26 protein-coding genes are annotated in these 26,744 nt (G+C 60.9%); 12 read left to right on the top strand and 14 right to left on the bottom strand.

The window, feature by feature from the left end; all coding sequences use genetic code 11:
• Positions 1-46 precede the first annotated feature (46 nt).
• A complete protein-coding gene (gene ruvA / locus AC1965_RS04545) occupies positions 47-724 on the bottom strand; it encodes a Holliday junction branch migration protein RuvA (protein ID WP_483886105.1) in 678 nt (225 codons plus the stop codon).
• On the bottom strand, positions 721-1,224 hold the full coding sequence (gene ruvC / locus AC1965_RS04540) for a crossover junction endodeoxyribonuclease RuvC (RefSeq protein ID WP_483886104.1): 504 nt from the start codon (positions 1,222-1,224) through the stop codon (positions 721-723). The genes ruvA and ruvC overlap by 4 nt, the downstream gene beginning before the upstream one ends.
• Before the next feature lie 334 nt (positions 1,225-1,558).
• On the opposite strand from ruvC, the gene AC1965_RS04535 reads away from it, so the two are divergent.
• Positions 1,559-1,777, top strand: coding sequence for a DUF1127 domain-containing protein (locus AC1965_RS04535; RefSeq protein WP_483886103.1), 219 nt, complete (start codon positions 1,559-1,561; stop codon positions 1,775-1,777).
• A gap of 167 nt (positions 1,778-1,944) precedes the next feature.
• Here the strand turns inward: AC1965_RS04535 and AC1965_RS04530 are convergent, their stop codons facing one another.
• The 4 genes from AC1965_RS04530 to AC1965_RS04515 form a co-directional block, all read right to left on the bottom strand.
• On the bottom strand, positions 1,945-2,289 hold the full coding sequence (locus tag AC1965_RS04530; protein WP_483886102.1) for a hypothetical protein: 345 nt from the start codon (positions 2,287-2,289) through the stop codon (positions 1,945-1,947).
• 109 nt (positions 2,290-2,398) lie between these two features.
• Complete coding sequence (locus tag AC1965_RS04525; protein ID WP_483886101.1) at positions 2,399-3,271, bottom strand: 50S ribosomal protein L11 methyltransferase; 873 nt, start codon at positions 3,269-3,271, stop codon at positions 2,399-2,401.
• 84 nt (positions 3,272-3,355) lie between these two features.
• A complete protein-coding gene (locus AC1965_RS04520) occupies positions 3,356-4,588 on the bottom strand; it encodes an MFS transporter (protein WP_483886100.1) in 1,233 nt (410 codons plus the stop codon).
• Positions 4,589-4,739: 151 nt separating this feature from the next.
• Positions 4,740-6,929: a primosomal protein N' gene (locus tag AC1965_RS04515; RefSeq protein WP_483886099.1), complete on the bottom strand. Its 2,190-nt coding sequence runs from the start codon at positions 6,927-6,929 to the stop codon at positions 4,740-4,742.
• Positions 6,930-7,050: 121 nt separating this feature from the next.
• On the opposite strand from AC1965_RS04515, the gene fsa reads away from it, so the two are divergent.
• Positions 7,051-7,704: a fructose-6-phosphate aldolase gene (fsa, locus tag AC1965_RS04510; protein WP_483886098.1), complete on the top strand. Its 654-nt coding sequence runs from the start codon at positions 7,051-7,053 to the stop codon at positions 7,702-7,704.
• 183 nt (positions 7,705-7,887) lie between these two features.
• Here fsa and AC1965_RS04505 read toward each other — a convergent pair whose 3' ends face one another.
• On the bottom strand, positions 7,888-8,808 hold the full coding sequence (locus tag AC1965_RS04505; protein ID WP_483886097.1) for a nitrilase-related carbon-nitrogen hydrolase: 921 nt from the start codon (positions 8,806-8,808) through the stop codon (positions 7,888-7,890).
• 277 nt (positions 8,809-9,085) lie between these two features.
• Here AC1965_RS04505 and AC1965_RS04500 point away from each other — a divergent pair, with 277 nt between their 5' ends.
• The 3 genes from AC1965_RS04500 (at position 9,086) to AC1965_RS04490 (ending at position 11,265) form a co-directional block, all read left to right on the top strand.
• Entirely contained in the window at positions 9,086-9,793 is a 708-nt protein-coding gene (locus AC1965_RS04500) for a DUF484 family protein (protein ID WP_483886096.1), read from the top strand.
• A complete protein-coding gene (locus AC1965_RS04495; protein ID WP_483886095.1) occupies positions 9,790-10,731 on the top strand; it encodes a tyrosine recombinase XerC in 942 nt (313 codons plus the stop codon). The genes AC1965_RS04500 and AC1965_RS04495 overlap by 4 nt, the downstream gene beginning before the upstream one ends.
• A 108-nt stretch (positions 10,732-10,839) precedes the next feature.
• Positions 10,840-11,265 carry a PACE efflux transporter gene (locus AC1965_RS04490; RefSeq protein ID WP_483886094.1) on the top strand — a complete coding sequence of 142 codons (426 nt, stop codon included), beginning with the start codon at positions 10,840-10,842 and terminating at the stop codon, positions 11,263-11,265.
• Here AC1965_RS04490 and meaB read toward each other — a convergent pair.
• Positions 11,262-12,230 carry a methylmalonyl Co-A mutase-associated GTPase MeaB gene (gene meaB, locus AC1965_RS04485; RefSeq protein WP_483886093.1) on the bottom strand — a complete coding sequence of 323 codons (969 nt, stop codon included), beginning with the start codon at positions 12,228-12,230 and terminating at the stop codon, positions 11,262-11,264. The genes AC1965_RS04490 and meaB overlap by 4 nt on opposite strands.
• A 79-nt stretch (positions 12,231-12,309) precedes the next feature.
• Here meaB and hrpB point away from each other — a divergent pair, with 79 nt between their 5' ends.
• Positions 12,310-14,733: an ATP-dependent helicase HrpB gene (gene hrpB, locus AC1965_RS04480; protein WP_483886983.1), complete on the top strand. Its 2,424-nt coding sequence runs from the start codon at positions 12,310-12,312 to the stop codon at positions 14,731-14,733.
• Positions 14,734-14,742: 9 nt separating this feature from the next.
• On the opposite strand, the gene msrB is transcribed toward hrpB, so the two are convergent.
• The 5 genes from msrB to AC1965_RS04455 form a co-directional block, all read right to left on the bottom strand.
• Positions 14,743-15,225 carry a peptide-methionine (R)-S-oxide reductase MsrB gene (msrB, locus tag AC1965_RS04475; protein ID WP_483886092.1) on the bottom strand — a complete coding sequence of 161 codons (483 nt, stop codon included), beginning with the start codon at positions 15,223-15,225 and terminating at the stop codon, positions 14,743-14,745.
• 112 nt (positions 15,226-15,337) lie between these two features.
• Positions 15,338-15,892: a fasciclin domain-containing protein gene (locus tag AC1965_RS04470; protein WP_483886091.1), complete on the bottom strand. Its 555-nt coding sequence runs from the start codon at positions 15,890-15,892 to the stop codon at positions 15,338-15,340.
• A 244-nt stretch (positions 15,893-16,136) separates the two neighbouring features.
• A complete protein-coding gene (locus tag AC1965_RS04465; RefSeq protein ID WP_483886090.1) occupies positions 16,137-16,826 on the bottom strand; it encodes an anti-sigma factor in 690 nt (229 codons plus the stop codon).
• On the bottom strand, positions 16,823-17,365 hold the full coding sequence (locus tag AC1965_RS04460) for a sigma-70 family RNA polymerase sigma factor (RefSeq protein WP_483886089.1): 543 nt from the start codon (positions 17,363-17,365) through the stop codon (positions 16,823-16,825). Before AC1965_RS04460 ends, AC1965_RS04465 begins: the two co-directional genes overlap by 4 nt.
• Before the next feature lie 87 nt (positions 17,366-17,452).
• Positions 17,453-18,682: an acyl-CoA dehydrogenase family protein gene (locus AC1965_RS04455; RefSeq protein WP_483886088.1), complete on the bottom strand. Its 1,230-nt coding sequence runs from the start codon at positions 18,680-18,682 to the stop codon at positions 17,453-17,455.
• 104 nt (positions 18,683-18,786) lie between these two features.
• Between AC1965_RS04455 and AC1965_RS04450 the strand changes: the two genes are divergently transcribed.
• Genes AC1965_RS04450 through AC1965_RS04425 form a run of 6 tightly spaced genes read left to right on the top strand, consistent with a single transcriptional unit; the run spans position 18,787 to position 24,498 of the window.
• Complete coding sequence (locus tag AC1965_RS04450; protein ID WP_483886087.1) at positions 18,787-19,803, top strand: phosphotransferase family protein; 1,017 nt, start codon at positions 18,787-18,789, stop codon at positions 19,801-19,803.
• On the top strand, positions 19,796-20,395 hold the full coding sequence (locus AC1965_RS04445; protein WP_483886086.1) for a DsbA family protein: 600 nt from the start codon (positions 19,796-19,798) through the stop codon (positions 20,393-20,395). The genes AC1965_RS04450 and AC1965_RS04445 overlap by 8 nt, the downstream gene beginning before the upstream one ends.
• Positions 20,396-20,404: 9 nt before the next feature.
• Positions 20,405-21,607, top strand: coding sequence for an NAD(P)/FAD-dependent oxidoreductase (locus AC1965_RS04440; protein ID WP_483886085.1), 1,203 nt, complete (start codon positions 20,405-20,407; stop codon positions 21,605-21,607).
• Complete coding sequence (locus AC1965_RS04435) at positions 21,604-22,377, top strand: HpcH/HpaI aldolase family protein (RefSeq protein ID WP_483886084.1); 774 nt, start codon at positions 21,604-21,606, stop codon at positions 22,375-22,377. Before AC1965_RS04440 ends, AC1965_RS04435 begins: the two co-directional genes overlap by 4 nt.
• Positions 22,378-22,396: 19 nt before the next feature.
• Complete coding sequence (locus tag AC1965_RS04430; protein ID WP_483886083.1) at positions 22,397-23,239, top strand: NAD-dependent epimerase/dehydratase family protein; 843 nt, start codon at positions 22,397-22,399, stop codon at positions 23,237-23,239.
• Positions 23,240-23,265: 26 nt separating this feature from the next.
• Positions 23,266-24,498: a mandelate racemase/muconate lactonizing enzyme family protein gene (locus tag AC1965_RS04425; protein ID WP_483886082.1), complete on the top strand. Its 1,233-nt coding sequence runs from the start codon at positions 23,266-23,268 to the stop codon at positions 24,496-24,498.
• Between the two features lie 65 nt (positions 24,499-24,563).
• Here AC1965_RS04425 and AC1965_RS04420 read toward each other — a convergent pair whose 3' ends face one another.
• Positions 24,564-26,738, bottom strand: coding sequence for a thiamine pyrophosphate-dependent enzyme (locus AC1965_RS04420; RefSeq protein ID WP_483886081.1), 2,175 nt, complete (start codon positions 26,736-26,738; stop codon positions 24,564-24,566).
• Between the last annotated feature and the right edge of the window lie 6 nt (positions 26,739-26,744).

Raw genomic sequence — 26,744 nt, 5'->3', positions numbered from 1 at the left:
TCTTCCAGAGGAAGGTTCAGCCAATGCCGACTGCCCGCACATACCCTCACCCTTTCGGGGCCAGCAGCTTGAGGGCCGCGCGGATCAACGTTTTGGTATCTGCCCCCGGATCATCGCCCGCCGCCTGCGCCACGGCCCCTGCCGCATCGCCGGGGCCATAGCCAAGATTGCCAAGTGCCGACAACGCCTCGGACTGAGCCGATGCATTGGGTGCGGGAGCCTTGGGCGCGCGGCGCGGTGTGGCGGCCTCTATCACGCTTTCATCGACCGCCGCTGCTGCCTCGCCGTGGGCCTCTGCCAGCGTACCGGTCATTGCCATCACACCGGGTGCCTTGTCCTTGAGATCCAACACCACACGCTGCGCGATCTTGGGGCCGACACCCTTTGCAGCCTTGACCGCATTCCAATCGCCCAGGGCAATGGCCCTGCTGACCCCGTCCGGCCCCAGCGTACCTAGGATCGCCAGCGACGCCTTTGCCCCGACGCCTTGCACCGACGTCAGCAACCGGTGCCATTCCTTTTCCACCAGCGTCTGAAAGCCAAACAACTGCATCAAATCCTCGCGCACCACCAGATCGGTGAACAGCGCCACAACATCGCCCACACCCGGCAGTGCCGCCATTGTTCGGTCAGAGACGTAGACAAGATAACCGACCCCTCGCACGTCAATCAGCACATGGTCTGAGGCGCGGTAATCAATGCGGCCCGTAATCTTGCCAATCATGCGCTCGCCCTCGCCACCGCTTGCGCCAGCGTGCTGGCCCCGCCGTGATGGGCGTGACAGATCGCAATTGCCAAAGCATCCGCCGCGTCCGGCCCCGCGATGTCGATCCCCGGCATCTGCATGCGCACCATATGCGCGACCTGCCCCTTATCTGCATGGCCCACGCCCACCACCGTCTTCTTGACGGTATTGGGGGCATATTCACCCACCGTTAGGCCAAACTGCGCTGGCACAAGCATGGCAATGCCGCGCGCTTGACCCAGCTTCAGCGTACCGGCCCCGTCCTTGTTCACAAATGTCTGCTCGACCGCCGCTGCCTGCGGCCGCCATGTGGCCAAGACCCGCGTCAACTGCCCGTGCAGCGACAACAGCCGCTCGCCCAGATCATCACCCTCAGAGGTGCAGACCCCATTCGCCACATGGGTCAACCGGCTGCCTGCCACGTCAATCACGCCCCAGCCAAGGTTCCGCAGCCCCGGATCTATGCCAATCACCCGCATCTTTTGCCGCCTCGCTAAATTTTGTTGCTTTTTTGATGCACTAGCACGAAAGGCGAACATCCGCCAAGCCTTTCCGCATGCGGATCAATTGCGACATCAGCAATGTCGCATCCAAACCACGCGGCACAAATGCGCCTGCTGTGACGCCAAAACCGACACCGAAACAAGCCAATCTTAGCTATATTTTATTAGGGTATCAGGCGGTTTTTGACCTATGCAAAAAGCGCAGGACACACATGCGTTTATGGGGATTGCGCGGGCCGCAATCTGCGCCTATCTGCCGCTCATCTTGTCAGGGAAACTGACTTAACGATCAATATAAAGGACGGCTCAAATGGCTGCTTTCGACACCACCCGCACAGCATACGGCACATCATCGGCCGTCTACCGCATCGTCGCATTCTTTGGTGACATGACCGCATCGGTTATCGCATGGAACGATTCCCGCGTCACCCGCAAGGCATTGGCCTCACTGACCGACCGCGAACTCGACGACATCGGCCTGATCCGCGGTGACATCGACCACGTCGCTCAAAGCCACTTTATCCGCTAAGGGCGCTACGGCAGGTCACGGCCTGCCGCAACCCGGTGGGTCCAACGACCCTACCGAACAGTGCAAAAAGACAAAGCCGTAGCTGATTATCAGCTACGGCTTTGTCTTTGGAGGGCCGTGATACGCGCCCCTGACGAGGCGCGTGAATTTGTTTTTTCCGCGACGGTTCAGCGCAAAACCGGACCGACGACATTTGCCATCGACTGCGTCACCGGGTCAATCGCCAACGCCTTCGCGCCCACTTTTTCCACCACGGTGCCGCGTCCAAGTTCGGACAGCCGTTCATTATATGTCACCGGGCCGACCGCCGATAATGTGAACGCCTTGAATGCAAAGAACCCAAGCACGATCAGCAACAGACCTTTGATCGGAAAACTCCGGCTCTGACGTTTGGGTGTGACCGTGATCAACCCATCGCGACCCACCTTGGTGACATAGCCGTGGGTCATCTGCTGATGCTTGCGCCCGAGCAGGTTCAGACGTTTTACAAAATGCGCATGTGTTTCAACCATGACAGCCTCGAATAACAATCGGCCCCCACCGTTTGCTAACAATTGAATACATTTGAATTGTGGCAATTTCTGGGCAATTGCCCCAAATGCACCCAAAATGAGTACGAGATTATGTCTTTTTCTGAAGCGTTAACGTCGTCCAGTCAACAATGCTATCGCGCTGTACCAGATTGATGCCAGCTTCGGCATAAACCGCGATCACCTCGTTCGCCTGTTCGTTTAAAATGCCAGACAGAATCGCATATCCCCCCGGCTGCAGGACCTGCGCCATGTCCGGCGCCAGCGCGACCAATGGCCCCTTCAGGATATTGGCAAAGATCAGATCAAACGGCGCTGCTACGGCCAGTTGCGGATGGTCAAAGCCTGCCGCCTCGACACAGTCCACGCGCCCGGTCAGCCCGTTTGCATCGACATTCGCCTGCGCCACGTCAACGGCAACTTCGTCGATATCGCTGGCCAGCACGGTGTCGGGCCAGATCCGCGCCGCCGCCATCGCCAGCACCGCCGTACCACAGCCAATGTCAGCGACCCTGCGGCCCTGGAACCCATCGGTTGCCAACCTATCCAACGCGCGCAAGCAGCCCAACGTCGTGCCGTGGTGGCCCGTGCCAAAGGCCATTGCAGCCTCAATCAGCAATGGCTCGCAGTCGTCGGGTACTTTGTCGGCATCATGGCTGCCATAAACAAAGAACCTCCCCGCTTCGACCGGGGAAAGTTCGCGGCGCACATGAGCGACCCAGTCCGTTTCCGGCAATTCCGAAACCACAAAGGGCTTGGCCCCCATCGCCGCTGCCAGCACCGCCAGCGCGGCCGCATCCGGTGTCTCCTCAAAATAGCCGCCGACCTCCCATAGACCTGAGCCATCTTCCATCTCGAATACGCCCACGCCGGTTGGTTCCGGGTTTAACCGCTCCATCGCGTCACCCAGCGCATAGGCGGGGTCGCGGCCTGCAAGGGTCGTAAGGGCGGTAAAAGTCGGCATGGGGCGTCCTATCTGATACGGTCGGCGTTGCGCATCCGGTAGGGCGACAGGGCGCCGGGGTCAAGCGCTGCGCGCCGTCCCGCGTTATTCCGCCACCTGTGGCAGGGCACGTTTCAGGATCGTTTCATGCCCGGGTGCCGGGTGGCGCGGGATCAGCATGGCGAGCACGAAAGACACTGCTGCCATCCCCGCCGCGAGAAAAAACACCGCCGCGGGCGAGATCAGCCAGAGCAGCCCCAGACCCACCGGCAGAAACACTGCCGCAATGTGGTTGATGGTAAACGCCACCGCCGCCGTGGGTGCAATATCCGCCGGATCAGCAATTTTCTGAAAATAGGTTTTTAGCGCCAGCGCCAACGCAAAGAACATATGATCCAGCACATAAAGCGCTGCTGCAATCACCACACCCCAGCCCAGATAGTATACACCACCATAGGCGAGAAAAACGATGATCAACCCGATATATTCGAACCCCAACGCACGGCGTTCGCCGAAATACCCCACAGCGCGCCCCATCAGCGGGGCAAAAATCATATTCGCCACAAGGTTGATGAGATAAAGCAGCGTAATCTCATGCACGTCATAGCCAAAGCGTTCGACCATCATAAAGCCGGCAAAGACGACAAAAATCTGCCGCCGCGCGCCTGACATGAATTGCAGCGCGTAATACAGCCAATACCGGCGGCGCAACACCATCGTCTTGTTCTGCACGGTGGGCGCTTCAAACTGTGGATAAGCCAGCATCGCCACCATCGCGATCAGCACCGTCACCCCGCCGCCGATCAGGTAGACAATATTATAGCTCAGGCTCAACGTCTCCCACAGCGCCATGATCACCAGATAAGCCACCAGAGTTGCAGCGGACCCTGCGGCCATCAACCAACCAATCATCCGTGGCGCGTCTTCGATTTTGAGCCATTGCAATTGCAACGACTGATTCACCGTCTCATAATAATGAAATCCGATTGAGCTCAGCATCGTGATGGTCAAAATTCCGCCCATCGAAGGGAACCACGCCGTTACCGCCGTGGCTGCCCCCAAAAGGATCAGCGCAACGAGTCCCAAGACCTGCTCGCGCACGAACATGATAATCGCGATCACACCAACGGCCAGAAACCCTGGAATTTCGCGCACCGTGTGCAGCAAGCCAATATCTGCCCCGTCAAAATCCGCCACGTCGATGACAAAGTTGTTCAGCAGCGCCGACCAGGTGTTAAAGGCAATGGGCATCGCCAAAGCCATCAAAAACAATAACGCCACCGGGCGGCGCCAGAACGGCAGATGCTTGGCATCGTCAAGGGTCACTAATCGGCTCATCCGATTTGCAATACGCCCCCACCACGAGATTGACGAGATGCAAAGCACATAATCTATGTGCAAATACACAGATCACCCTGCCCAAATATGCAGATGTTTTACTTTTTTGAGTCAGAAATACCCTCGGGGTCCGGGGCAGCGCCCCGGCGGGTCAATAAAAACTCTGCGGATCAATATCAACAGCGAGACGCAAATCCCCGGTCAACCGCACCTGCCCCACCCAACGGCTAAGTGCCTCCTGCAGCGCCACGGATTTCTCAGCCTTGACCAACAACCGCACCCGATGCCGCCCGCGCACCCGTGCAATGGGGGCCGGTGCGGGGCCAAATACCTGCGCGCCCACCGCCCGCAACGGCCCGTCGCGCCGCGCCAACTGGTTGCCCAGCTCAAACACAGCCGCCGCGTCACTGCCGCTCAGGATGATCCCCGCCATCCGACCATAAGGCGGCACGCCGGCCTGCCGCCGCTCGCCTGCCTCTGCCGCCCAGAATTTTTCCTCTTCGCCGGCAAGGATCGCGCGGATCACCGGATGCTCTGGCTGATAGGTTTGCAGCAGGGCCGCACCGGGTGCCTCGGCCCGCCCGGCGCGGCCCGCTACCTGCCGCATCAATTGAAAGGTGCGTTCCGCCGCACGCAGGTCTGACCCGGTCAGCCCCAGATCCGCGTCAATCACGCCCACCAGCGTCAGCTTGGGAAAGTTGTGCCCTTTCGCCACCAACTGCGTGCCGATGATGATATCCGCTGCCCCCTCGGCAATCGCCGCAATCTCGGCTTTCAACGCGCGCGCCGAGCCGTACATGTCAGAGCTCAGCGTCGCGATCCGCGCGTCGGGCCAGAGGGCTGCCGCCTCCTCGCCCAGCCGTTCGACCCCCGGCCCGATCGGCGCCAGCTTACCCTCGACCTGACACGACGGGCAAACCTCCGGCATCGGCTTCGTCTCTCCGCATTGATGGCAGACCAGACGTTTCAAGAACCGGTGCTCGACCATCCGCGCATCACAGTGATCACAGCCGATTTGTTCGCCACAGGCCCGGCAAAGGGTGATCGGTGCATAGCCTCGTCGGTTTATGAACAGCATCGCCTGCTCGCCGCGTTCCAATCGCGCATCCACCTCGCGTTTAAGTTCTGGCGACACCCATTTGTCGCTGGCCAGCCCCGCCTCGCGCATGTCGATCGCGCCCATCTGCGGCATTACCGCAGGCCCAAAGCGCGAGGTCAGCTCAAGCCGTCGGTATTTGCCCGCCTCCGCATTGGCCCAGGTTTCAAGGCTGGGCGTGGCACTGGCCAGCACCACCTGCGCCCCGCAGATCGACGCCCGTAGCACCGCCATATCGCGCGCATTATAAAGCACACCATCTTCTTGCTTATAAGACGTGTCATGTTCTTCATCGACGACAATCAGGCCAAGGTTCTGAAACGGCAGAAACAGTGCCGATCGCGCGCCGATCACCAGTTGCGCATTGCCCTCGCCGACCATGCGCCAGATGCGGCGGCGTTCGGTCATCGTGGCCCCCGAATGCCATTCCGCCGGCTTTGCGCCAAAGCGTTCCTCGACCCGCGTCAGAAACTGCTCGGTCAGGGCGATCTCTGGCAGCAGGACCAGCGCTTGCCGTCCGGCCCGCACCGCAGCGGCCACGGCTTCTAGGTACACCTCCGTCTTGCCCGACCCGGTAACGCCACGCAGCAAAGTGGTGCCATACTTTTGTGCCGCGATACCCTCTGTCAGCACCGCCGCCGCTGCCGCCTGATCGGGCGTCAAAGGCTTGCCTGGCAAATCAGGATCAAGGCGGCGAAACGGCAGGTCGCGCGGGCTGTCTTCCTCGCGCACAGCGCCCTGGCCCACCAACCCCTTGATCACCGATGCCGTAACCCCGGCCATGTCCGACAGTTCTTTCAGCGTAAAGGCCAAGTCGCCGTATTCCTCAAGCACCGCCATCACCCGCTGGCGCGCATCGGTCATACGTGTCGGCACCCCCTCACCCGCGCGAAAAATTTTGCGCATCGACGGCGGATCACCCAGCCCCGGCGCCCGCGTCGCCAGCCGCAGCATCGCGGGCATGGGTGTCAGCGTATAGGCGGCAGAGCGGATCAGAAAATCGCGCATCTCGTCGCGCATCGGTGCCACGTCCAGCGCCCTGATCACGTGGCGCACTTTGGCCAGATCATAGTCCCCCGCCCCCGGCCCCCAGACGACGCCAATCACCTTGCGCGGCCCCAATGGCACTTCGACAAAGGCGCCGGCATGGCATCCCCCTTCCGGCGCGCGGTAATCCAGCGCGCGGCCCAAGGGCTGCGTTGTCATCACTGACAGCAAATCGCCATGATGGTAGAATTCAGCCATGTCCGCCGCGCACTCCCTGCCTGTTCGGGATTTCAGGCTTTAAGCATCGCAGATCATGCGGTAAAGCCAAGGCAACCGATACCGCTGTTAGCGATCACGTTCCAACCCGGAAGGAAAGCCCATGAAATTTTTCGTAGATACCGCCGAGATCGACGCCATTGCCGAACTTAATGATCTTGGCATGGTGGATGGTGTTACCACCAACCCGTCGCTGATCCTGAAATCAGGGCGCGACATCATCGAAGTGACCAAAGAAATTTGCGATCTGGTCGATGGCCCCGTCTCTGCCGAAGTTGTGGCTCTTGAGGCCGATGCGATGATCGCCGAAGGTCGCAAGCTGGCTGAAATAGCGGATAACATCACCATCAAGCTGCCACTGACATGGGACGGGTTGAAAGCCTGCAAAGTGCTGTCTGGCGACGGTCACATGGTCAACGTGACCCTGTGCTTCTCTGCCAATCAGGCCTTGCTGGCCGCCAAAGCGGGCGCGACTTTCATCTCGCCCTTTATTGGTCGCCTTGATGACATTAACATCGACGGGATGGAGCTGATCCAAGACATCCGCATCATCTATGACAACTACGGTTTCGACACCCAGATTCTTGCCGCCTCAATCCGCACTGTGAACCACGTGCTTGAAGCCGCGCGCATCGGCGCAGATGTCATGACCGCGCCGCCAGAGGTGATCAAGAAACTGGCATCCCACCCGCTGACTGACAAAGGGCTTGAGCAGTTCATGGCGGATTGGAAGAAGACCGGTCAGAACATTCTCTGATATCGGTCACAACGCCGGAACACTGCGCGCCAGAAGACCCCCGCCTGCCGGGGATTCTGGCGCTGATCCGGCGTTGCTTTGCCAATAAGGTTTTGTGCCCGCGCCGCGACGGCGATCACCGCCGGGTCGGATAGGCCTAGCCGACCTGCCAGACGCCGACCGTCCATACAATGCGTAAAGCCGTTACTGGGCGGCAGCACTGACAGTCAGATGATCGGCGGACCAAAGCGCTGGCCGCAGTTCGGCTTCTGCCCCACCCTGACGGATACGGCGACATTGCCCTACCGGGATCGCCACGGCCATCAACACAGGATCAATACCGCTTGCTGCATCATGCGGTGGCAACCCGGCGTGTAGGCCATCGAGTGCAACCGATACATCGCAAGGCAAAAAGACGCTGGCCCCGCCAACGCCTGTATCGTCTTGCCAGGGGGTCAGCGGCGCACCCACGGCACCAACGCAACACACCACAGTCTGAAGTTCGATGGCCCGCGCCCGCGCACACCCGAAGACGCGGTTGTATCCAGTGATCATGTCGGTCTTGGCCGGGATGATCACCAGATCAAGGTCGAGCGCCCCCAAAATGGACCAAAGCGCGGTATATTCGGAATCGAGACATATCGCGATGACGCAGCGCAAGCCGTTCCATTCAAAGACATTTATCTCCGTCCCCGCGATGGTGATACCACTTGCACCATTCGCCTCTAGAGGCGTCAGGCTCAACTTGTTCTGAACATGAAACGCACCATCGGGCGTAATAAACCATGCCTGATTCAGAAAACCTTGGGCGCCTGCGTCGGTCTCGACAAACACCGGGAATGTGCCGGGCACAATGGCGACACCAGTCTGCGCCGCCATCTCGACCAACGCGTCGCGCGCCAGCAGTGATGTATCGGCCAACCACCCCAGCTGCGACGCCGCAGGCAGATCGGCGGGGGCAAAATTCAGCCATTGTGCACAACAGAACTCGGGTATGACCAGCAGGTCCACCCCACGCGCAGCGGCGGCATCCATACGGCTGCGCACATGCGACAACCACGTTGACAGGCTGTCAGGCACCACCTGTAGATTGGCAGCCCAAAGATCGGCAGATACGGTTTCCAAAACGAAAATTCCCCGCCCGAACCTGACCCCTCATGCTGCATCGGGCACATGCAGCGGGCAGCCTGCCCACGTTTCGACGCCTAGGCGACAATCTGCAAACAACACGGCCCAACCCGCTATGAAGTCTTTTGTTCCCAATCGCATTTGGTGTACCTCTTAGTACCCGCATGACGCAGCTCGGCAACAAAACGACCATCTTAGCCATTCGTTAACCAACTTTAGGGCAGATTTTAGCGATCCCCCGTGTTAAGACACCGCAAATCAAAAAGAGACCTACATGAGCAGCAGCCCCAAAATCGACGACGCCCTGCGCGAAGCGATCATCTCCAAGCCCGATGTGATCTTGGATGACAGTGACGTAATGCAGGCGCTGATCGCCGCCAATGAAAAGGCGATGGGCGGCAATATCGTCGATCTGCGCGGCATTGCCATGGAACGGCTGGAAACGCGGCTCGACCGGCTCGAGGACACCCACCGCAGCGTGATTGCGGCGGCCTATGAAAACCTCGCGGGTACGAACCAGATTCACCGCGCGATACTGCGCATGTTAGACCCGGTCGAATTCGAACCCTTCCTACGCAATCTTGGTGGCGAAGTCGCCGAAATCCTGCGCGTCGATGCCGTACGGCTGGTGTTGGAATCGGTACAGAATGACAATGACCCTGCCGTGCAGCGCCTCGGCGATGTGCTTAGCGTGGCTGAACCGGGGTATATCGACGATTACCTGTCCCAAGGGCGCGGCGGATCGGTGCGGCAGGTGACCCTGCGCGCGGTTCAGGATGCTTCGGAAACACTTTATGGGGACAAGGCCGACTGGATCAGGTCCGAGGCCTGTCTGAAACTTGATTTCGGTGCGGGTCGCTTGCCCGGCTTGCTGGTCATGGGCGCAGAAGACCCACATATGTTTGGCCCACAGCAAGGCACCGATCTGCTGACCTTCTTCACCGGCGTGTTCGAGCGCGCGATGCGCCGCTGGCTGTCTTGAGCGCAGCACCCAACACCCTGTTGATCAGCCCTGCGGCACGGGACGCGCTTCAGACTTGGCTTGACCACCAACGCGCCTTGAAAGGTGCAGCCGCCAACACGATCACTGCCTACCAAAGCGACGTGACCGATTTTCTGGCCTTCATCACCCTGCACAAGGGCGACACCCAAGGACTGGGCGCGCTGGCTAAGATCACGATCAGCGACATGCGGTCGTGGATGGCACAGACCCGTGGCACGGGGATCGGCGCGCGGTCGATGGCGCGCAAACTGTCGGCGGTCAAAGCGTTTTATCGTTGGCTGGCCGAACGCGAGGGATTTGAACCGACTGCTGTGCTGCTGACCCGATCACCGAAGTTTCAGAAAAAGCTGCCCCGCCCGCTGGCAGTCGACGCGGCCCATGCCCTGATCGACTGCGTCGAACTACAGGCCCGCCAGCCTTGGGTCGCCGCGCGCGATGTTGCGGTGCTGACCCTGCTCTGGGGGTGCGGTCTGCGCATTTCCGAGGCGCTGGCGCTCAAAGGCGCAGACGCGCCGTTGGCGCAGGTGCTGCGCATCACCGGTAAGGGCGGCAAGGAACGTGTGGTGCCGGTGCTGCCCGCCGCCCGCAGCGCTGTACAGGATTATCTGGGCCACTGTCCGCATCCGCAAACGGCGCAATCGCCGCTGTTCCGCGCCGTCCGGGGCGGCGCCTTGGGGGCACGGGCGGTGGCACAGGTGATGGCCAATGCGCGGATGCAACTGGGCCTGCCCGCAACGGCCACGCCCCATGCCATGCGCCACAGCTTTGCCACACATCTGCTGGATGCCGGGGGCGACCTACGCGCGATACAAGAACTGCTGGGCCATGCCTCGCTGTCGACGACACAGGCCTATACCGCCGTCGACACCGCCCGCCTGATGGAGGTCTACAATGCCGCGCACCCTAAGGCTGGCTAAACCCTTGAAGCCCCCCGCGACATCCCTTAGCTAACATCGCAAGCGAGGACGACCTCCCCCAACCGGGACAAGCGATGCGGGACGGCCCGAGCCAGACGAGGCCCCCCAATGCGCAAGACCGCCGACCGTATCCGCCACGCCCTCAGCTTTGAAATCATTGCCCTGCTGATTGTCACGCCACTGGGCGCATGGCTGTTTCACCTGCCGCTAAGCGAGATCGGCGTCGTCACCGTGGTCAGCGCCACCATCGCTACGGCGTGGAACTATGTCTTTAACCTCGGCTTTGACCACGCCATGAAACACCTGCGCGGATCGGTCCATAAAACCGTGACGTTCCGGGTGCTGCATGCCATCAGCTTTGAGCTGGGCCTGCTGTTTGTGCTGATGCCGTTCATCGCGTGGTATCTGGGCATCAGCCTGCTTGAGGCCTTTTTGATCGACGTGTCATTCGCGGTGTTCTACCTCGTTTATGCCTTTGTCTTTAACTGGACATATGACGTGGTCTTTCCCATCCCTGACGATCAGACTGCCTAAGCTTTCAACCCGGCGACGAATTGCGCCGCCGCTGCGGCGGGGTCCAGACCCTTGGCCACATCATCTCCCAGGTCGGCCAAGGCACGGCGTGCCTCTGGTGTGTCCAGTTGCGCCAGCAATGCCTGTTTTACATCCTGTTCAAACCAATAGCGTGCCTGTGCTGCGCGGGTGGCGTCCCAGAATCCGTTTTCGCGCCGCCACTGGATCAAGGCCTGCACCGCGCTCCATGTCTCGGCCAGACCATCCTCTTGCAACGCGGATACTGCCGTGGCGCGTGGAAACCCGTCGGGGTCTTGTGCCCGCTTGCGCAGCAGCCGCAAGGCACCCGCGTAATCCGCCCGCGTTCGGGACGCCGCCGATTTCAGATCACCATCTGCTTTGTTGACGACAACGAGATCGGCCATTTCCATGATACCGCGCTTGACGCCCTGCAATTCGTCGCCTCCCGCCGGGGCCAGCAGCAGCACAAAGACATCCGACATCTCTGCCACGACGGTTTCGGATTGCCCCACGCCCACGGTTTCGATCAACACCACGTCGAACCCCGCAGCCTCGCAAAGGCGCACCGCCTCGCGAGATCGGCGTGCGACGCCGCCGAGATGCGTCTGGCTGGGCGACGGGCGAATAAACGCCAGCGGATCACGGCTAAGCCGGTCCATCCGCGTCTTGTCGCCCAGGATAGACCCGCCCGAGCGGGTCGAACTGGGGTCGACCGCCAGCACAGCCACGCGCAGCTTCTGCGCCGTCAGCATCATGCCAAAACTCTCGATAAAGGTGGATTTGCCAACCCCCGGTGTCCCCGACAGCCCGATGCGCAGCGCTTGGCGGTCGACGGGCAATGCCGCCAGCAATTCCGCCGCCGCGATCCGGTGATCGGCACGGCCCGATTCCACCAATGTGATCGCCCGCGCCAACGCGCGGCGCTCCCCTGCAACAATGCCCTTGGCCAGATCCTTAATATCCATGGCCAACTTTTGGGGGGCGGGCGCGGAATTGTCCATCCCCACCCTTGGCGCGGCACGCGCTTTGCCCGATAACACCCATATGTCCAACACGCCCTTTACCTTGCCCATCGACGCTGTGCTGCCGCAGGTCATCGCAGCCTTACGCGATACGGGTCGTGTCGTGCTGCAAGCGCCCCCCGGTGCCGGCAAAACCACCCGCGTGCCGCTGGCGATCCTCGATGCCGGGCTGACGCAGGGGCGCATCCTGATGCTGGAACCGCGCCGCCTGGCCGCGCGCGCCGCCGCTGCGCGCATGGCGGACACGCGGGGAGAAGACACAGGTCAGACGATCGGCTTTCGCGTGCGCGGCGCATCGGCTGTATCCAAAAGCACCCGCATCGAGGTCGTAACCGAAGGCATCCTGACCCGGATGTTGCAAGACAACCCCGATCTGCCCGGCATCGGTGCGGTGATCTTTGACGAATTTCACGAACGCTCACTCAACGCCGATCTGGGGCTCGCGCTGTGCCTTGAGGTCGCTGGCGCGCTGCGGGATGATCTGATGTTGGTGGCCATGTCCGCCACCCTTGACGCTGCTCCGGTGGCTGCGCTGATGGAGGCGCCGATTGTCACCTCCGAAGGGCGCAGTTTTGACGTGACGCCCCACTGGCTCGACCGCCCCATGGGCAATCAACGCTTTGAAAAAGCTATCGCCGACCTGACGTTGCAAGCCCTGTCCGACGCGCCCGGTTCCGTTCTCGTGTTCCTGCCCGGCGAAGGCGAGATCAGACGTGTCGAGGCCCTGCTGCGGCCCAACCTACCAGCGGATTGCACCCTGGCCCCGCTGTTCGGCGCTCTCGATTTCAAGGCACAGCAGGCCGCAATTGCCCCAGTGAAAACAGGGCGCAAAGTGGTGCTTGCCACATCCATCGCCGAAACCTCGCTGACCATCGAAGGCATCCGCATCGTCGTGGACGGCGGCCGCGCGCGCCGGGCACTGTTCGATCCGTCCTCCGGCATGGCGCGGCTGGTGACAGAACGTGTCACCCGCGCCGAGGCCACACAACGTGCGGGCCGGGCCGGGCGGCTGGATGCGGGTCATGCCTACAAACTTTGGACACGCGGCGAAGAAGGCGCGCTGGCCGCCTATCCGCCGGCGGAAATCGAAGTGGGCGATCTTACGGGCTTTGCCCTTGAACTGGCGCTCTGGGGGGCGCAGGCAGACAGCCTGAGCTTTGTCACACCACCCCACGCAGGGCGGCTGGCCGAGGCGCAATCGGTGCTGACGATGCTGGGCGCGCTTGACGAGCGGGGGCAGATTACCCCCCATGGCCGCGTGCTGGCCAAACTGCCGCTGCACCCGCGACTGGGGCATATGGTGGCGCGTGGCGGCCCGCGTGCGCCAGTGCTGGCGGCACTGCTGGCCGAACGCGATCCGATGCGTGGGGCATCGGTGGACCTGTCGCTGCGCATGGACGCACTAGAGGGCAAACGCACCACCACAGCGCCGCACGCCCCGACCATGGCGCGGATTAAACAAGAGGCCAAACGTCTGTCGCGCGGCGGCAATGCTGATGGGCCTGACAGCCTCGGCGTTCTGGCAGCGCTCGCCTATCCCGACCGCATCGGGCTGCGCCGCAACGGCGACGCCCCGCGGTTCGTTCTGTCAGGTGGCAAAGGCGCGGTCCTGCCCGACACCGACCCGCTGGCGGGCGCGCGATTGATCGTGGCAACCGATCTGGACGGCGACCCCCGCGAAGCACGCATCCGGCAGGCCGCCCAACTGTCAGATGCCGACCTGCGCGCGACATTTGTCGATCTGATCCGCTGGCAGAATGTTTGCATTTGGTCCCGCCGCGAGGGGCGCGTGCTGACCCGCCGCCAAGAGGTCTTTGGCGCGCTGGTGCTTGAGGACCGCACCTGGCCCGACGCCCCCGCAGATGCCGTTGCGCGCGCCATGCTGGACGGCGTGCGGCAACTGGGCCTGAACCCCGGCAAGGCGGCAGCGCTGTTTCTGGCCCGCGCCCGGTTGATGCCACAGCCCTTTCCAGACTTTTCGGATGGGCACCTGATGGACACCGTCGAGGACTGGCTGCTGCCACATCTGTCTGGCGTGCGCAGCACTGGCGATTGGAAGGGGTTTGACCAATTGCCCGCCCTACGCGCGCGGCTTGATTGGGATCAGCAACAAGCGCTCGACCGCGCGGCACCTGCGCATTTCGAAACCCCGCTGGGCCGCCGCGTGGCGGTTGACTACGCAGGCGACCAGCCCGGCATCACCCTGCGCCTCCAGGAAATGTTTGGGGTCACCCGGCATCCTATGGTGGCGGGGCGACCATTGCAGATCACCCTGCTGTCGCCCGCCCAACGTCCGGTTCAGGTCACCACCGACCTGCCGGGCTTCTGGGCCAGTTCATATGCAGACGTACGCAAAGACATGCGCGGGCGCTATCCGCGTCACCCCTGGCCAGAAGACCCGACAGTTGCAGATCCTACACTTCGCGCCAAACCGCGCGGGACATGATCTGCGCCCTCATGCCGGGGTAAGTTTCAGCGACACCCCATTCAGGCAATGCCGTTTGCCGGTCGGCTTGGGACCGTCGTCAAAAATATGGCCAAGATGGCTGCCACAGCGGTCGCAATGCACCTCGGTGCGGCGCGAGAACAGACTGTTATCCGGCATGGTTTCCACCGCGTCATCCAACGCCTGATCGAAGCTGGGCCAGCCTGTGCCGCTGTCGTACTTGGTCGCCGCGTCATAAAGCGGCTGATCACAGCCCTTGCAGATAAAGGTGCCTGGGCGGGATTCATTGTTAAGCGGGCTGGTAAACGGGCGCTCGGTGTCGCCCTCTCGCATCACGGCGAATTCTGCGTCACTGAGCAGCGCACGCCAGTCCGCATCGCTGCGGGTTACCTCGAAATCACCTTTGACATAGGCAGCCTGTGCCGCGCGCGCGCCCAAAGCAATGGCGCTCGCACCCGTCAGTGCCGTGGTCATAAAGGAACGTCTATTCATAGCATTACTCCTTGATTTCAGGTGTAAAAATACAGCGGGCCAGTATGCAAAACACACTGACCCGCTGCCACTCGTCACATCGGGGCCAGCCCGACCTCACTGGTTAACAAACTTATTTCGGTACAAGCACGCTATCAATCACATGAATGACACCGTTGGACTGCTTGACGTCGGAAATGGTCACCCGCGCCGCATTGCCGCTTTCGTCAAGGATGTAGACATTGCCACCCTTGACCTGAGCCGAAAGCGCATCACCCGATACCGCGTTGAAGTGATAGAAACCGTCCGGCGACACCTTGGCTTTTGTCGCTATCGTCGCGGCAGACCAGTCTCCCGCCACCACATGTGCGGTCAGAACCTTGGTCAGCATCTCGCTGTTTTCCGACTTCAAGAGCGTGTCAACGGTGCCCTCCGGCAACGCCGCGAACGCCGCATTTACCGGGGCGAACACCGTAAACGGGCCTTCCGACGACAGCGTATCAACCAGCCCCGCAGCTTTTACCGCAGCCACCAGCGTCGTGTGATCAGCAGAGTTTACAGCATTTTCAACGATGGTCTTGTTTTCGAACATCGCCGCGCCCCCTACTTCGGGATTGGCCGCAAATGCGCCGGTGGCCAAAGCGGCAGCGGTGGCCGTGGCAATCGTGAACTTTTTGAAACAAGTCATGGTTTTTCTCCTGAACGCCGCCCTGCTTGTGGGGGTGTGCAGCAGACACGCGTAGGGAGATGCGAAAGTTTCAATAGAACCCTCACGAAAACCGAAAAACTTTTAACGGATTGTTTAATAGGCATATTTTTAACAAATTCACCGCTGAAAATGCCTGACGAAATGCCAGATGTCAATCAGGGGTTGAATGTTGTCCCGGTCGAACTCTTGCACCACGAAATATCTGATCATTGCTAAAGTTATCCTACAGTTCGGCAACAGCGCCAACGGCAAGGATCGTCCCGGTTGGCACCCCCTCGGGCGCGCCGCCCGTCGGCTCATCAGTAACGGCCAGTGTAATCTGCGCTATGTCGGCGGCGAGGTCGGCAGGCAACGCGACGCGCGCCACATCGCCTTCCGGTAGGACGCCAAGTGAGATCGGCGCGCGCTCTGGCAGTATCGCCCACAGCTCAAGCACGCGGCCAGCAGGAGCACCACCGGCCACCCGGCGCAGGGCAATATCACCGCGCGCAGGATCGACCACGGCCAGCATCTGCAATGTGCTGTCCTCGGCGGCCATGCTGGTCGCGTAAACCGCGCCAGGTTGGTCTGGTGCCGGGCGCAGCAGAGGCATCGCAACATACGCCAGCAGCGCTATCGCAGCAAAGCTGATACCCTTCCAGACCCAGAGGCGCTGTAGAAACGGCACCCGCTCTTTGGCGAACAACCGTGCCATCAGTGTCTTTTTCGCACGTTTAGGGGGTGCCACCGGTGCAATCCCATCGGTCATGGCAACCAGTCTTTCCTGCCAGCGCGCAACATGCGCCGCAAAACCTGCATCTCGGGCCGCACGGGTGTGCGCGACCGACAGTTCCTCGCCGTCGATCAGGCCCAGCGCATATTCAGCGGCAAGCAGGGTGTCGTCATCTTCGGGGGTCAGGGGCGCATCACTCATTGGCTCATACACTCCCGCAGGGACAGCAAACCACGGCGCAGCCAGGTGCGCATGGTGTTCAACGGGACGCTGAACCGCGCGGCCAGATCGGCATAGGTTTCGCCGTCAAGATAAGCGCCGCGTATGGCCGCCCCTTTGTCAGCCTCAAGCGCTTCTAGGCACGCGCCCAGCCTGCCGGCCTCCGATGATGCGACGGCAAACTGTTCGGGGTTCAACCCCGGTGCCGCCAATTCAAAGCCCGGCGCATTGATATCTTGGTGCCCCTTGCGGCGGGCGCGCAGACGGTCGATCGACGTGTTGCGCGCTATTGTTATCAGCCAAGTCATCGGCGACAGCCCGTTGGCCTGATAGCGCCCGGCGCTCTTCCAGATTTTGACGAACGTGTCTTGCATGGCATCCTCTGCGGCAGCGCGTTTACCCAACACACGCAGACAAACCCCAAATAGTTTCGCAGAGACCCGATCATAGAGGGCCTCAAACGCCGCACGGTCGCCCAGGGCGGTGCGCGCGATCAATGCTTCAATCTCGTCACGGTCCATATCTTAGTGCGTCTCCGTGCATCGGGCCGCAGCGGGCGTCGGCCCCCTGTCCGCTTCTGCAGTGAAGTGGCACCGAGTCCGCGAAAGTCAAACGGCCTCTTGCGTGTAGCGCCGCAATTCGGCGCGCGCCACCTGTCGGCGGTGCACCGCATCCGGGCCGTCGGCCAGCCGCAGTGTGCGCACATGTGTCCATGCATTTGCCAGCGGTGTATCTTGGCTGATGCCCTGCGCGCCAAACATCTGCACCGCCTCGTCAATCACCTTCAGCGCGACGCGCGGCGCGATCACCTTGATCTGGCTAATCCAGGGCGCCGCGGCGCGTTTGTCGCCCTGATCCATATACCAAGCGGCCTTGAGGCACAGCAACCGGGCCATTTCGATCTCCATCCGGCATTCCGCGATAATGTCATAGTTCGCGCCCAAGGCCGCCAACGGCTTGCCAAACGCCTCGCGCGCCAGCGACCGGCGGCACATCTGTTCCAACGCCGCCTCGGCTTGCCCGATGGCGCGCATACAATGGTGAATACGCCCCGGCCCCAAACGCCCTTGGGCAATTTCAAAGCCTCGCCCTTCGCCCAGCAGCAATCCTTCTGCAGGCACGCGCACATCTGTAAAGCGGATATGCATGTGGCCATGTGGCGCGTCGTCATGGCCGTAAACCTGCATCGGGCGCAATATCTCGATCCCCGGCATGGCGGCGTCGACCACGATCATCGACTGGCGCGCATGTTTGGGCAGATCATCACCCCCGGTCTTGACCATCACGATATAGACCTTGCAGCGCGGGTCACCGGCCCCGCTGGCCCACCACTTTTCCCCGTTCAGCACGTATTCGTCGCCATCCCGCACGCAAGACATGCGGATGTTCGTTGCGTCGGACGAGGCCACATCGGGCTCTGTCATCAAATATGCCGACCGGATTTCCCCCGCCAATAACGGCGCCAGCCATTTGTCCTTCATCGGCTGCGTGCCGTAGCGCTCGAACACTTCCATGTTGCCGGTGTCGGGGGCAGAGCAGTTGAACACCTCAGCCCCTAGGGGCGTCTTGCCCATTTCTTCGGCGAAATGCGCGTATTCAACAGTCGAAAGCCCGATCCCGCGCGCCGAATCCGTCAGCCAGAAATTCCACAACCCCGCCGCTTTGGCCTTGGACTTGAGCCCTTCAAGAATCTCGGCCTGTCGTTCGGTATAGGTCCAGCGGTCCCCTTGGCCGATCTCGGCATGGTATTCTGCTTCGAGCGGCATCACCTCGTCACGGATCATAGCCACCACCCGATCCAGCAATTCCCGGTTTTCGGGGCGCATTTCAAAGTTCATCGCCTGGGGCCTCCCTGCCTGCAACGTCACGCAGGGGCTTTCCCTGCACCGTCAGACTTGCTTAGATTGCCGGGGCTGTCCATCGCCCTTGGAGGGAACGTTACGTGCACATCTACGACAAAGCCGACTTGGCGCGGTATCTGACGCAACATGTGCCGGGCTTCGAGACGCTTGATACCATCGAGAAATTTTCCGACGGGCAATCAAATCCCACCTACAAACTCACATCGGGCGGGCGCCAGTTTGTTCTGCGCGCCAAACCGCCCGGCAAGTTGTTGAAGTCGGCACATGCGGTCGACCGCGAGTACCGCGTCATGCAGGCGCTGGCAGACACGGATGTACCCGTGCCAAAGGTTCTGCACCTTTCGGGCGACGACAGCCCGCTTGGCACGCAGTTTTTCGTTATGGATATGGTGCGCGGCCGCATCTTTTGGGACCCGGCCCTGCCTGAGTTGGACAGGTCCGCACGTGCGCGCATCTACGACACGATGAATGCCACGCTTGCCGCCCTGCATACGGTTGACCCGGCGGCGGTGGGCTTGGGCGACTACGGCAAACCCGGCAATTATTTTGAGCGTCAGGTCACCCGCTGGTCGCAACAATACCGCGACGCCGAGACAGACGCCCTGCCTGATGCTGACTGGCTGATGGATTGGCTGGCCGCCAACATGGTGGCCGACGACGGTGCAAGCGCCATCGTGCACGGCGATTTCCGCATTGATAACATGATCTTTTCACCCAACGACGAAAGCCTCGCTGCGCTGCTGGATTGGGAACTTAGCACCCTGGGGCATCCGTTTGCCGATCTGGCCTATCAATGCATGCACTGGCGGCTCCCGCATGCTGGGCATTTTCGCGGATTGGCAGGCGTCGACCGCGCCGACATGGGCCTGCCCACAGAGGACGCATATGTCGCGCGCTATTGCGAACGGCGTGGCATTTCCAGGCCGGACAACTGGAACTTTTACGTGGCGTTTTCATACTTCCGCCTGCTGGCAATCCTGCAAGGCGTGCTGAAGCGGGGGATTGACGGCAATGCATCCAACCCACGCGACACCGACATGCTGCGGCAGGTAATCGCCCATATGGCCCAGGCCGCCCGGAGTCTTGCAGATGACTGATATCGAATATTTCTATTCCGCCCATTCCGCCTATGCCTATCTGGGCGCACAAGAGCTGGAACGCATAGCCGCCGATCATGGGGCGCGCATTGTGCATCGCCCATTCGATTTTGCCCCCGTCATGGCCGCCGCCGGGGGCAAAACAATCAAACAGCGCACGCAGGCCCATGTCGACTATTTCTTTGGTCGAGACATGTACCGCTGGGCCGAATTACGCGATCTGCCGATGGTGCGGTTTCGCCCCACCTATCACGACAATCCGCTGGCCTTGCCCAACGGCATGATCATCGCCAGCGATGACCCCGGCAGGATGAGCTGGGAAATCCTGCAAGCGCATTGGCGCGATGACGCCGATATAGCAAACCCAAATGTACTGGCCGGTCTTGCGCGTGCAGCTGGGCAAGACCCAGAACGATTGCTGGATGCCGCTCAAAGCGAGGACGTGCAAAAGCAGCATATCGCCAATACCCAAGAGGCCATTCAGCGTAATATTTTCGGATCGCCCACCTATTTTGCGGGCGGTGACATGTTTTATGGACAAGACCATCTGTTCATGGTGGAACGGGCGTTGAGCAAACCTTTTTCGCCGTAGGAACACACGATGAGCAACCCGCCAAGCCAGACAAATTACGACGTCGTAATCATTGGGGGGGCAATTTATGGCTCTGCCCTGGCATGGTGGTTAACCAATACTCCGGGTTTTGATGGCTCGGTGCTGGTGGTTGAACGTGACCCCACCTACGAATTCGCCTCGACCAGCCATACCAACTCTTGCATCCGTCAACAGTTTAGCACCCCGACCAACATCAAAATCTCGCAGTTCGGCGCAGAATTCATCAAGAATTTCAGGCAGTTCATGGGCGATGCTGATGTGCCAGAATTGGTATTGCAAAGCTTTGGCTACCTGTACCTTGCTGATACCACAGAATTCGCAGGGCAACTGCAGGCCGCGCAACAGGTTCAGGCGGCCAACGGCGCGCATACACGGCACATGTCGGTCGACGAAATCGCCGCAGATTATCCCTTCTACATGCTAGACGACATTATCGCGGGCAACCATAACAAGGTCGACGAAGGCTACTTTGACGGCGGCACCATGTTCGATTGGTTCAAGCGTATGGCCCGTCGGCGTGGCGTTGAATACATCCACGATGAAGTGGTCGGCATGACATTGAATGCGCCGGGTTCGGTAGTCGACAGTGTCACCCTGAAATCAGGCGGCACCGTTAGCTGTGGCACCGTCGTGAACGCCTCTGGCCCCCGCGCCGCCGCCACTGCCGCCATGGCGGGCATCACCCTGCCCGTGGTGCCGCGCAAACGCTACACCTACGTATTTGACGCCGCCAAACCGTTGGATCAGGTGCTGCCGCTGACCATCGACCCCAGCGGCGTCCACATGCGGCAAGAGGGCAAGTATTACATGGCCGGCTGCCCGCCGGACGATGATTACGACGCGGCCTATGACGACTTTACCTTTGATCATTCCCTTTGGGAACAAAAGGTATGGCCGATCATCGCCACCCGCGTGCCAGCCTTTGAACAGGTCAAGGTCATCAATGAATGGGTTGGGCACTACGCCTATAATACGGTCGATCAGAACGCGATTCTCGGGTTTCACGACAAGGTCTCAAACTTCGTTTTCATGAACGGTTTTTCCGGCCACGGGTTGCAGCAATCGCCGGCCATCGGACGCGGCATTGCCGAACTGATTACCCATGGTGCCTACCGCAGTCTGGACCTGGCTCCGCTGGATCACAGCCGCCTTGCCCGCAACGAAAAATTCATCGAAAGGGCCGTCATATGAACTTGACCGAAAACAAATTTCTATCCGCAATCCGTGCTGGGCAGCGCCAGATCGGGCTTTGGGTTTCGCTCAGCCACGGCTATTCCGCCGAAATCGTAGCCCACGCTGGCTACGATTGGGTGATGCTGGACATGGAACATTCCCCCAATGAACTCGGCAGCCTGCTGGGCCAATTGCAAGCCTTTGAAGGCAGCGACACGACAGCGCTTGTGCGACCCGACTGGAACGATCCCGTCAAAGTGAAACGACTGCTTGATCTCGGCGCACCGGGGTTACTGTTTCCAATGGTTCAAAACGTGGAGGAAGCCCGCGCTGCCGTGGCCGCATGCCGCTATCCGCCGCGCGGCATACGCGGCGTGGCCGGCACGACCCGCGCCAATCGCTTTGGCCGGATCAAGGATTATTATGCCGAGGTGGAAAATCAGACGGCAATCCTGATCCAGCTGGAAACCCGCGCCGCCGTGGAAAATGCCGCTGCCTTCGCCGACGTCGAAGGGATCGACGGTATCTTCTTTGGCCCCGCAGATATCGGCGCTGACATGGGGCTGCTGGGCGAAACCATGCACCCCGACATCTGGGATCTGATCCGCCCCGCCGCCCGCATCCTGATGGATCGCGGAATTCCGGTCGGCACGCTGGTCACCGATCCTGAATTTGCGGCCCAACTTCTGCGTGAGGGCTTCAGCTTTGTGGCCTGCGGCACTGACGCGGGCCTGCTTGCCAAAGGCGCTGATACCCTGCGCCAAACCATGCGCGACAAACTGGCCTAACTCCCTGAAAGGAAATGCTATGAAATTCAAGAAACTTGTCCTCACAGGTGCCGCCGGACGGCTGGGCTCTTACCTGCGCGAACCTCTGGCTGCGATGTGTGACGAACTGGTCAGCACCGACATCGCCGATGACATCGGCAAACTGTACCCCGGCGAAACCTATGCCCGCGCCGATCTGGCGGAATACGACCAGATCGCGCCGCTGATCGAAGGCGCCGATATGGTTGTGCACTTCGGTGCCATCGTCGACGAAAAACCATTTATGGAACTGCTGGGGCCAAACTTTGTCGGCTCATACAACGTCTGGGAAGCGGCCTATCAGGCCGGCGCGCGCCGGGTCGTCTACGCGTCGTCGATCCACGCCGTCGGCATGCACAAGAAATCCGATTTCATCGGCATCGACGCCCCGCACAAGCCCGACACGTTCTACGGGCTGGCCAAATGCTTCACCGAAGACCTCGGCAGCATGTATTGGGACAAACGCCAGCTCGAATCCGTACACTTGCGCATCCTAAGTGCCGCGCAGGTCAACAACTCTCGCGCGCTTGGCTCATGGCTTAGCTATGATGACCTGATCCAGCTTGTGACCCGCGCGGTCGATACGCCCTCGGTTGGTTTCTCGATCATCTACGGTGTTTCCAACAACGACCGCGCCCCGGTGGATAACGCCAAGGCCGCTTTTCTGGGCTACCGCCCCAAGGACAACGCCGAGCAATTCGCGGCAGAGGTGCTCGCCAATGAAGGCCCGGTCGACATCACCGACCCCGGCCAGATGTGCCACGGTGGCCCCTTCGCCAAGGTTGACTTGGGCGAAAGCGGGCTGGCACAAATGACCATCGTGAATGACAAAAAAGAGACCTGAACCGGGCTCTACCAGGGGGGACCGTTATGAAGCTGCAAGACCTTGAAGTGATCATAACGGCCCCACCCGCCCCTGGCTGGGGTGGGCGCTATTGGATTTTGATCAAGCTGACCACCGACAGCGGGATCACGGGCTGGGGCGAATGTTATGCGTCCAGCGTCGGACCCAAAGCGATGACAGCGGTCATCGAAGACGTTTTCGCCCGGCACATGCGAGACGAAAACCCCGAAAACATCGAATTGATGTTCCGCCGCGCCTATTCCTCCGGCTTTACCCAGCGCCCCGACCTTACGGTAATGGGCGCATTTTCAGGGCTGGAAATTGCGTGCTGGGACATATTGGGCAAGGACCGCGACCGCCCGGTGTATGCGCTGCTGGGGGGCCGTACCAACCAACGGGTGCGCGCCTATACATACCTTTACCCGCTGCCGCATCACCCGATGGCGGATTTCTGGACCTCACCCGAAATGGCGGCCGAAGCAGCCAGCGATTGCGTCGCGCGCGGCTATACGGCTGTAAAATTTGACCCCGCTGGCCCCTACACCCTGCGCGGCGGCCATATGCCCGCCATGTCGGACATCACGCAATCCGTTGCCTTTTGCAAAGCCATCCGCGAGGCGGTGGGCGACCGCGCCGATCTGCTGTTCGGCACTCACGGCCAATTCACGACCGCCGGCGCGATCCGCCTTGGCCAGGCCATCGAACCCTACAGCCCACTGTGGTACGAAGAACCGGTGCCACCAGACGCTGTTGAAGAAATGGCGAAAGTCGCCCGCGGCGTCCGTATCCCCATCGCCACGGGCGAGCGGTTGACCACCAAAGCCGAGTTTGCCCCTGTGTTGCGCAGCGGCGCGGCGACAATCCTGCAACCCGCCCTCGGTCGTGCAGGTGGCATCTGGGAGATGAAAAAGGTTGCGGCGATGGCCGAGGTATATAACGCCCAGATGGCACCGCATCTTTATGCCGGACCGATTGAATGGGCGGCAAACATTCAGCTCGCCGTGTCGATCCCCAACATCCTGATGTGCGAATGTATCGAAACCCCTTTCCACGATCAGCTGATCAAGGGTTCTATCCGGGTTGAAGACGGTTTTATCACCGCCCCCACCGCCCCCGGTCTGGGGATAGAGGTCGACGAGGACCTGGCCCGCGCGCATCCCTTCACCGGGGATCATCTGCATCTGGAAATGCGCGAAGAGCCGTGCGACTACGTGAACGGCAATGATTTCCAAGGCGGCGCGCCTGCAACAGAGCACTAGGGCCATCGCCAGCCTGTGAGCTGGCAATGACCCGGCGCGTGGTGCACTTGATTCCGTGCGTGGCTCTACCCCAGCAAATCCCGCGCCGCCGCCACAATCCCCTCTCGCGATGGCAAGGTCGCCGCATAAGCTGGGCCCGTGGCAATGAAACTGTCCTCCGCCGTGAGCCGCGCAAACTGCACCACACCGTGCTCTGCCATCAAAGCCATCAGCGCCTCTGCCTGCCCACCGGTCCGGCGACACTCATCGACGATCAACACAGGCCGTTCCCCGATCGCGGCGATCAATGCCGCATCGGGCATGGGCGCCAGCCAGCGCAGATCAATCACCCGCGCCTGCACGCCCTGCTCTGCCAGATCATGCGCCGCCTGCCGACTTAGGTAATGCCCATTGCCGTAGGTCACGATCGCCAGATCATTCCCATCACCCGAGACGCCAACCTCGCCCAGCGCAATCCGCTTGTCCGGCGCGGGATAGCTGCGCATCCAGCCACCGTCGCCCGCCTCAAGCAAATCGCGCATAGGATAGAGCGCGATTGGCTCGACAAAGACCACCACCCGCTGCTCTTCGCGCGCCAAACGATGCGCCTCGCGCAGCATCATCGCAGCCTCGTCGCCGGACGACGGGCAGGCAATGATGATCCCCGGAATATCGCGGAGCACGGCCAGCGAATTGTCATTGTGGAAATGCCCGCCAAAGCCCTTTTGATAGCCAAGTCCTGCGATGCGCAACACCATCGGGTTCGTCCACTGCCCGTTGGAGAAGAACGGCAACGTCGCTGCTTCACCGCGCAGCTGATCCTCGGCGTTGTGAAGATAGGCCAGAAACTGGATTTCAGGCATCGGTACATAACCGTTGTGCGCCATACCAATGGCCAAGCCCAGAATGCTTTGTTCATCCAGCAGCGTGTCGATCACGCGACCCGGACCAAAGCGGCCCAGCAATTTTTGCGTCACGCCGTAAACACCGCCCTTACGGCCCACGTCTTCGCCCATCAGCATGGTCTCGGGATAGCTAAGCATCAGGTCATGCAGCGCCCAGTTGATCAGCCGCGACATCGGCTGCGGGGCATCCATCTGTGCGGCGTCGCTGCCGAATATCTCTGCCCGTGCCTCTGCGCTTGGCCCATTGCTGGGTGCGCAGGCCCGCGCCGGGGGGATCAGGCTGGCCATCACATCCGGCGCCGATTTCAGGCGCGGGCGTTTGACCACTTCGGCTGCGGCTTCGGCCACCGCTGTCTGGGTGTCACGGTAAATCGCAAGCGCCTCGGCACTGTCGATGCCGGCCTCAACCAGCAGCCGGGCGGAATGCAGCAAGGGATCATTTGCCTCATCCGCCTCCACATCGGCGCGCGGCAGATACGAGGTCGCCACATCCGCCCCGGCATGGCCATAAAGCCGCACGGTACGCAGATGCAGGAATGCAGGTTTGCGGTGCACCCGCACCCAATCCGCCGCTTCCTTGGCGGCAGCAAAGGCGGCGTGTAGGTCCAGCCCATCACCTTCAAAATATTTCAGGCCGGGACGCGCCGACATCGACGCCTTGATCCAGCCCGTCGGAGTTTTAGTCGAAATGCCGATACCGTTGTCCTCGCAGACGAACAGCAACGGCAAGGGCACGCCCTGCACAGAGGTCCAACAGGCGGCATTGATCGCCCCTTGCGCAGTGGAATGATTGGCCGACGCATCGCCAAAACTGCACATCGCAATCGCATCACGCGGTAGAATAGCGTGCTCAGGTCGATTGCGTCGCGCCATCCCAATGGAATGGGCGGCCCCCACCGCCTTTGGCAAATGGCTGGCAATGGTCGAGGTCTGCGGCGGGATCATCAATGGGCGTGAGCCCAAGACCTTGTGCCGCCCGCCGCTGATTGGATCATCCGCAGAACACGCAAAGCTGAGCAGCATGTCTCGCAGCATGTCCTGTCCCGCCTTCTGGTCGGCCCGCGCAATCTGAAACGCCGCATCGCGGTAATGCAGAAAAGCAATATCATCGACCCGCAGCGCCGCAGCCACTGCCGCCATGCCCTCATGACCCGACGAACCGATGGTATAAAACCCCTGCCCCTCGCGCTGCATGACCCGACTTTGCAGGTCAAGGGCGCGGCTGAGCACCTGTGCCTTGTAGAGTTGCAGCAACTCATCCTTACCCAAGGATTTTGCGCTGGAGATAGAAACGGGAAAATCCTCTGCCGCAACGCGGGAGAGGAAGTTTTCGTGAACGATGGCGACGCGGTCCATAGGGCC

The sequence above is a fragment of the Sulfitobacter sp. KMM 9851 genome (genome assembly GCF_057178245.1).
Note: the sequence above shows the minus strand (reverse complement) of the source record. Positions and strands in the feature narration are given on the sequence as shown.

Bases quoted from the DNA above. Each gene is read 5' to 3' on its own strand.
- ruvA (WP_483886105.1), bottom strand. From the start codon at position 724: ATGATTGGCAAGATTACGGGCCGCATTGATTACCGCGCCTCAGACCAT.
- ruvC (WP_483886104.1), bottom strand. From the start codon at position 1,224: ATGCGGGTGATTGGCATAGATCCGGGGCTGCGGAACCTTGGCTGGGGC.
- AC1965_RS04535 (WP_483886103.1), top strand. From the start codon at position 1,559: ATGGCTGCTTTCGACACCACCCGCACAGCATACGGCACATCATCGGCC.
- AC1965_RS04530 (WP_483886102.1), bottom strand. From the start codon at position 2,289: ATGGTTGAAACACATGCGCATTTTGTAAAACGTCTGAACCTGCTCGGG.
- AC1965_RS04525 (WP_483886101.1), bottom strand. From the start codon at position 3,271: ATGCCGACTTTTACCGCCCTTACGACCCTTGCAGGCCGCGACCCCGCC.
- AC1965_RS04520 (WP_483886100.1), bottom strand. From the start codon at position 4,588: ATGAGCCGATTAGTGACCCTTGACGATGCCAAGCATCTGCCGTTCTGG.
- AC1965_RS04515 (WP_483886099.1), bottom strand. From the start codon at position 6,929: ATGGCTGAATTCTACCATCATGGCGATTTGCTGTCAGTGATGACAACG.
- fsa (WP_483886098.1), top strand. From the start codon at position 7,051: ATGAAATTTTTCGTAGATACCGCCGAGATCGACGCCATTGCCGAACTT.
- AC1965_RS04500 (WP_483886096.1), top strand. From the start codon at position 9,086: ATGAGCAGCAGCCCCAAAATCGACGACGCCCTGCGCGAAGCGATCATC.
- AC1965_RS04490 (WP_483886094.1), top strand. From the start codon at position 10,840: ATGCGCAAGACCGCCGACCGTATCCGCCACGCCCTCAGCTTTGAAATC.
- meaB (WP_483886093.1), bottom strand. From the start codon at position 12,230: ATGGATATTAAGGATCTGGCCAAGGGCATTGTTGCAGGGGAGCGCCGC.
- hrpB (WP_483886983.1), top strand. From the start codon at position 12,310: ATGTCCAACACGCCCTTTACCTTGCCCATCGACGCTGTGCTGCCGCAG.
- msrB (WP_483886092.1), bottom strand. From the start codon at position 15,225: ATGAATAGACGTTCCTTTATGACCACGGCACTGACGGGTGCGAGCGCC.
- AC1965_RS04470 (WP_483886091.1), bottom strand. From the start codon at position 15,892: ATGACTTGTTTCAAAAAGTTCACGATTGCCACGGCCACCGCTGCCGCT.
- AC1965_RS04465 (WP_483886090.1), bottom strand. From the start codon at position 16,826: ATGAGTGATGCGCCCCTGACCCCCGAAGATGACGACACCCTGCTTGCC.
- AC1965_RS04460 (WP_483886089.1), bottom strand. From the start codon at position 17,365: ATGGACCGTGACGAGATTGAAGCATTGATCGCGCGCACCGCCCTGGGC.
- AC1965_RS04455 (WP_483886088.1), bottom strand. From the start codon at position 18,682: ATGAACTTTGAAATGCGCCCCGAAAACCGGGAATTGCTGGATCGGGTG.
- AC1965_RS04445 (WP_483886086.1), top strand. From the start codon at position 19,796: ATGACTGATATCGAATATTTCTATTCCGCCCATTCCGCCTATGCCTAT.
- AC1965_RS04440 (WP_483886085.1), top strand. From the start codon at position 20,405: ATGAGCAACCCGCCAAGCCAGACAAATTACGACGTCGTAATCATTGGG.
- AC1965_RS04435 (WP_483886084.1), top strand. From the start codon at position 21,604: ATGAACTTGACCGAAAACAAATTTCTATCCGCAATCCGTGCTGGGCAG.
- AC1965_RS04430 (WP_483886083.1), top strand. From the start codon at position 22,397: ATGAAATTCAAGAAACTTGTCCTCACAGGTGCCGCCGGACGGCTGGGC.
- AC1965_RS04425 (WP_483886082.1), top strand. From the start codon at position 23,266: ATGAAGCTGCAAGACCTTGAAGTGATCATAACGGCCCCACCCGCCCCT.
- AC1965_RS04420 (WP_483886081.1), bottom strand. From the start codon at position 26,738: ATGGACCGCGTCGCCATCGTTCACGAAAACTTCCTCTCCCGCGTTGCG.